Source organism: Spirulina sp. CS-785/01, from assembly GCF_028330525.1.
In the GTDB taxonomy this organism is placed as follows: domain Bacteria; phylum Cyanobacteriota; class Cyanobacteriia; order Cyanobacteriales; family Spirulinaceae; genus JAQMSD01.
In genome coordinates this window covers 1-5,338 of the sequence record NZ_JAQMSD010000195.1, presented here as the reverse complement: position 1 = coordinate 5,338, position 5,338 = coordinate 1, and the positions used below count along the sequence as shown (strand labels likewise).

Sequence of the window (5,338 nt, the reverse complement as noted above, 5' to 3'; positions counted from 1 at the left end):
TGGTCTATGTGTAGCCTAAGAGATTGTGAGTCTCAGCCGCATCGTTCGCGCAGCGTCTCCGCAGGAGAAGCGGTATCGACTCACCCGCTTTCCTCCCCCACCTGTTCCGAGGTGGGGGAGTCCCGCGGCTCTTTTGTTGAATCCGCAAGAATACAAACCGCTCTCATTCACTATTAAGTATTTTCTCGCAAATCTCTAAAATATGGCTAAGTGAATATACGAATTGTTCGCCACAATAGAGTTGTTTTACCGTTATTTTGTCCGAGAAAACTTGTATAATTGGCTGCTCCTACAAGTCGGTTGGGAAATTCAGTCCACTTCATATACGGAAACATTCACCCAATTGTGATCTCAATCAGGAGAAATTTAAAGAATTGAACAAGACTGCTCCGAGAGGGTTTCAATCTTTAGCTATCTGCTTTATCTTATAAATAGAAGCAAAGGGCTAGTTTGCTCTGGGGGCTTCTAGTGAAAACTTCTCGCAAGCCACCTTATAAATAAACCTTATAAATCAAGGGGTTGATCAATAAGGGGGTTCACTGACGAGAAGCAACACTGACAAAAAATCTTACCCCGAATCTATAAACATATTCGCCGAGGTACAAGTAAAATAAAAGGGTTTACCCCCACCTGTGCCAACGGCAACACCTTAAACAAACTACCAAACGTAAGATCAAGGTAATTATCATGGCCATTCAATCTACCATCTTCTCAAAAATCTCCAAAGCAGCGATCGCAGTTCCCATCATTGCTGTAGGTGTAGCATTCAACGCAGCATCGGCTCAAGCGGCTGCATTAACCGGAAACTTCCAAATCGGTAACTTCCTCGGGGAACTCGCATTAGACTCAGACGGAGTATATTTCAGCAGTGACCATGTAGATTACTCCGGTTACGATCCCTACACTTCTGAAGTGTCTATCAACGGAGCAGAGGACTTTGCACAATTCAAGAGTGCTTTCATCCAAGATATCTCCATCCCCTTTAGCGGGCCTCAAGAATCCTTCTTCGACTTCAGTGTTGAGGATCCCGCGCCTTTAGGGGCTAACACTCCCGACGGCCTTTCTACCTTCGACTTGACCAAAGTCTCCGACTTAATGGTTGAACAAGAGGACGAAGGTTCATTGGCTCTGACCCTCGAATTTGCAGGGAACTTCATCAGCGATACTCAAGACACATCCTACGGTAAAGGAAACCTTACATTTCAATTTGCTGAACAGGGAGTCACCGTAGAAGACTTTGAATCTCGTCTTGCAGGTGGCGAAAAGTTTGAAAATATCACCTTCTCTGGTGCTGCATTCGCCGCCAAAGATGTTCCCGAACCCGCCACAATGTTAGGTTTAATGGCTGTTGGCGGTGTTGCCACCACTGCAATCCGCAAACGCAAAGAAGCGGTTGACGCTTAGACCTCATCAAACCCATGGATCACTAATGATTGTTAGTGTTGAATCCTCCAAAACCCCGCTTCTTTTCTAAACTTTGGAAATAGAGCCGAATATTATAACTCAAGGATTGGGATTCACCCCCAGTCCTTTTTTTTTCCTAAAACGTATCTTGGCTATGTGTAATAATTCGTTAACACCTTGGAGAAGGGGACTAGAGGAGGGATTGAGAAGGTTTGGAAGGTAATTTTTAGATTCGGGACTCGACATTTAGTGAGATTATCGTTTAAATAAACTAGAGAGATAACTATTTCTTGTGTAAAGAATACGATTAACAAAAACTCTGGCTGATGATTAGTTCACATTATTTACAGCATAGCGGAGGTCTATCTGTTTCATGACTAACTCAAAATTACCTGGCGCGGAGAAAAAAATTGCGGCTGGCATTTGTGGTATTTTGTTAGGCGCGTTTGGTATTCATAAGTTTATCTTGGGATATACGCAAGAAGCAATCATCATGCTCGCAGTATCCCTAGTGGGAATTCTATTATCTTGCTTCCTTATTCCCGTTATTGCAACATTCGTGATGGGTGTTATTGGTCTAGTCGAAGGTATTTTGTACCTCACTAAAACCGATGAAGAATTTGTTGAAACTTATATCAATAATCAAAAACCTTGGTTCTAAATCCCTATGACTTACCTACAAAGTTTTTCTTCAGGAACATTACGTCCCCTATCGACTTCCGGACGGTATATACGGATGGCGGTATTAGCTGGATCAACAATGGCTTTGGCGATCGCCTCTAACTATGCTCATGGTCAAAAGGGACTTATGGGAGGAATGGATTGCTATTTTCAAAAGTTTTTCCATTTTCCCGGGCCAGCTTGTGGTTTGACTCGTTCCCTCGTTGCTTTTATGCAAGGAGACTGGTACCAAGCATTTCAATTTCACTTTTTTGGACCGTTACTAGCCTTGTTTTGCGTGGGATTGATGTTATGGAGTAGTCTAAGTTTAATCACTCAGCGTTCCTTATGGCGAGAAGTTAATCTGCGACTGCGATTGCTAGGTTTGAGTTCTACTACCCTAATCCTGACGGTTTCCTTTTTGAGTTACTATGCTCTACGGCTCAGTGTTCGTTATGATTGGTTGAATCTGTCCAGTTTAGAAGCAACCCCTTTATGGCAGTTACTCACAGGAGCAGCATCTCAGCTTTAACTTGACAAACGAGAACTCCCACATCTATATACTCCCACATCTATATATAGTCCAAGATTGGATGTGGGATAAATCCCCACATCACTACTATTTCAAATAAGCAATCGTCGCTCCAGCCCCCCCTTCATTTTGCGGAGCGAGTTCAAAACGCTCAACTTGGGGATGGTGTTTTAAAATCTCATGCACCCCATCCCGTAGTCGGCCCGTTCCTTTCCCATGAATAATCCAGAGAACCCCAGAATTCATCGCTTGATTAATTCCTTTGTCAATTTCTGGTTCAGCATGATGCACCCGTTTGCCGCGAATATCTAGGGTATTCTGAGAAGTGCGAACCGTCGGTTGTGGTTTGGACTCCGTTTTTGCAGGAGAGGCAGACTTGGCCTTGGGCGGTTCTTTGGGGACTTCCACCTTTTGCCCATCCAGAGACTCAACATCGGTAATGGGGACGGTGGTTTTCATTAACCCAAAGCGAACGGTAATATTTTTCTGATTTTCGCCAATGTCTAACACTTCGGCAGTTTGGCCTAAACTGGGAATGCGGACTCGTTCCCCGACTTTGGGCAAATAACCCTGTTTTTGGGGAGGGGCTTTTTTGGGGAGACGACGTTGCGCGATCGCATTTAATTCTTCCGTCGCTGCCCTCGCATTTTGCCCGCTTTTCGGTTGTTGTTTCAACTCCTGAATAACATCCGCAATTTCTCCTTTGGCCTCATTAATTGCGTCCTGTACGGCCTGTTCCTGAGACCGTTTTAACTCCGTTTCCCGTTCCTGTAACTGTTTTGCCCGTTCCGACACCTCGTTATAGAACGTCTCGGCCCGGTCTAACAATTGTGCCGCTTCTTCGGCTTTTTCCTCCTGCTCTCGCCGTTGTTTCTCTAACCCGGCAATCACCTCGTTAATGTCCTCTGAGAAGCCCCCCATGCGTCCCTGTGCCGCTTCTATGACCTCTGAGGAGAGGCCAAGCCGTCGGGCAATAGAAAGGGCGTTAGAGCGTCCAGGAATACCCCAGAGGAGACGATAGGTGGGGGAGAGACTGACATCATCAAATTCCACTGAGGCGTTTTCAAAGCGGGAATCTTGGTATTTTAGCGCCTTGAGTTCTCCATAATGGGTGGTGGCGATAGTGAGACGGGTTCGCTCTGCCAGATATTGTAACAGGGCGATCGCCAAAGCACTCCCTTCTGCCGGGTCTGTTCCTGCGCCAATTTCATCGAGTAAAACGAGGGGTTGCGGACTGTCTTGGGAGTCTTGGGGGTTTTGATTAATGGCTTCTAAAATGCGACTAATGCGGCGTATATGTCCCGAAAAAGTAGAGAGACTCTGTTCTAAGGATTGTTCATCGCCAAGATCTGCAAGAATTTGGGTAAACCAAGGCAATTCTACGGGTTCTCTGGCGGGGATGAATAGCCCCACTTTGGCCATTAGGGCCACTAAGCCGAGATTTTTTAAGGTGACAGTTTTTCCTCCGGTGTTCGGCCCAGTGATGGCCACCACCCGAATTTCCGGTTTGACTTGGATATTAATGGGGACGACTTCGGGCCCTTGTTCGTGACGCTGTTGCCAGACTAGCAAGGGATGGCGCAGTTGTCGCAGGGTAATGAGGTCTTGGGAGTCGGTGAAGTGGGGGGGGTTGGCTTCTAACCATAAACTATATCTGGCTCTGGCGGTGGCGAGATCAAGGGTGGTGGCAATGGCGAGAAGGTGTTCTAAGTCTTCTCGTACTTCTGCCACTTTTGCGGTTAAGGCCCGTAATACGGCTTCGATTTCCCGTTGTTCCTGCCGTTGAGCTTGCCGCATCCGGTTGCCTAATTCTACGGTGGCTTTGGGTTCGATGTACAGGGTGGCCCCGGTGCTGGAGGTATCGTGGACGATGCCGGGGATGCTCTCTTTTTGGGGGGCTTTTACGGCTAAGACGAAGCGATCGCCCCGTTGAGTGATAGTCTGTTGCTGGACTGCCCCACTATTCCGTTGCAGGATATGGTGGAGCAGACTGTAGATTTTATCCCGATACAGTTTAATATTGCGGCGAATGTCGGCGAGTTGGGGAGAAGCGCGATCGGTGATATCGCCGCGATCGTCGATACAATGGTGAATATCTTGCTCTAATTCGGGATACGTGCGTAATTCCGCAACTAAGGCTTTTAGGGTGGGGACTTCTTCTTGTTCATCAATCGTCCGCCGTAACCGTCGCATCCCGGCTAAAGTGGTGGCAATATTCTGGAGTTCTTCCCCGGTGAGGAGTCCTTGAAAGGCCGCCCGTTCTAAACTATCGCCAATATCGTGAATGCCCTCAAATTTTAACCCCGTCGTAATTTCGGTTTCGAGGTGATAGACTTCCTTCGTTTGCGCTAGGAGATTGAGGGTAGTGGCTTTTTGGGTAGGGGGAGTGAGATGACGGGCTGCGATCGCACCCAATTTAGTCGCCGCAAAGGTAGCGAGATGCTGACGCAACCGCGGCCATTCCAGTAGTTCTAAGGCTTCGTCTTGGATCAAGGTTCTTTTTTTGCTTCTGAGATGCCCAGTTTTTCTATCTTAACGGTTTTTAGGCATTCAGGGGATAGAGAAGGTGCGATTCCCTGACAGGACACCTCGTGAACGGGTTTAATTGGAGTTGGTTCTGAGAATAGCTTGAACTTGTGTCACCTCTAGTTGCACCAACTCAGCTATCTCCTCCACAGACATCCCCCGTGCTGCTAAACGGGGAATAAGTTGAACTTTGGCTTGCTCAATACCTTGCTCAAT

At 46.9% G+C, this 5,338-nt stretch carries 4 protein-coding genes; 3 read left to right on the top strand and 1 reads right to left on the bottom strand.

The features are described from left to right. Positions 1-687: 687 nt before the first annotated feature. From PN462_RS12805 to PN462_RS12795, 3 genes are all read left to right on the top strand, one after another. A complete protein-coding gene (locus tag PN462_RS12805; RefSeq protein WP_272128656.1) occupies positions 688-1,404 on the top strand; it encodes a PEP-CTERM sorting domain-containing protein in 717 nt (238 codons plus the stop codon). Positions 1,405-1,777: 373 nt separating this feature from the next. Then, a complete protein-coding gene (locus PN462_RS12800) occupies positions 1,778-2,065 on the top strand; it encodes a TM2 domain-containing protein (RefSeq protein WP_272128655.1) in 288 nt (95 codons plus the stop codon). 6 nt (positions 2,066-2,071) lie between these two features. Further along, the gene (locus PN462_RS12795) at positions 2,072-2,596 is read left to right on the top strand and encodes a DUF2752 domain-containing protein (protein ID WP_272128654.1); all 525 of its coding nucleotides are present in this window, start codon (positions 2,072-2,074) and stop codon (positions 2,594-2,596) included. Positions 2,597-2,683: 87 nt separating this feature from the next. Here the strand turns inward: PN462_RS12795 and PN462_RS12790 are convergent, their stop codons facing one another. Continuing rightward, positions 2,684-5,089 (bottom strand): endonuclease MutS2, encoded by a 2,406-nt coding sequence (locus tag PN462_RS12790; protein ID WP_272128652.1) that lies wholly within the window; start codon positions 5,087-5,089, stop codon positions 2,684-2,686. Between the last annotated feature and the right edge of the window lie 249 nt (positions 5,090-5,338).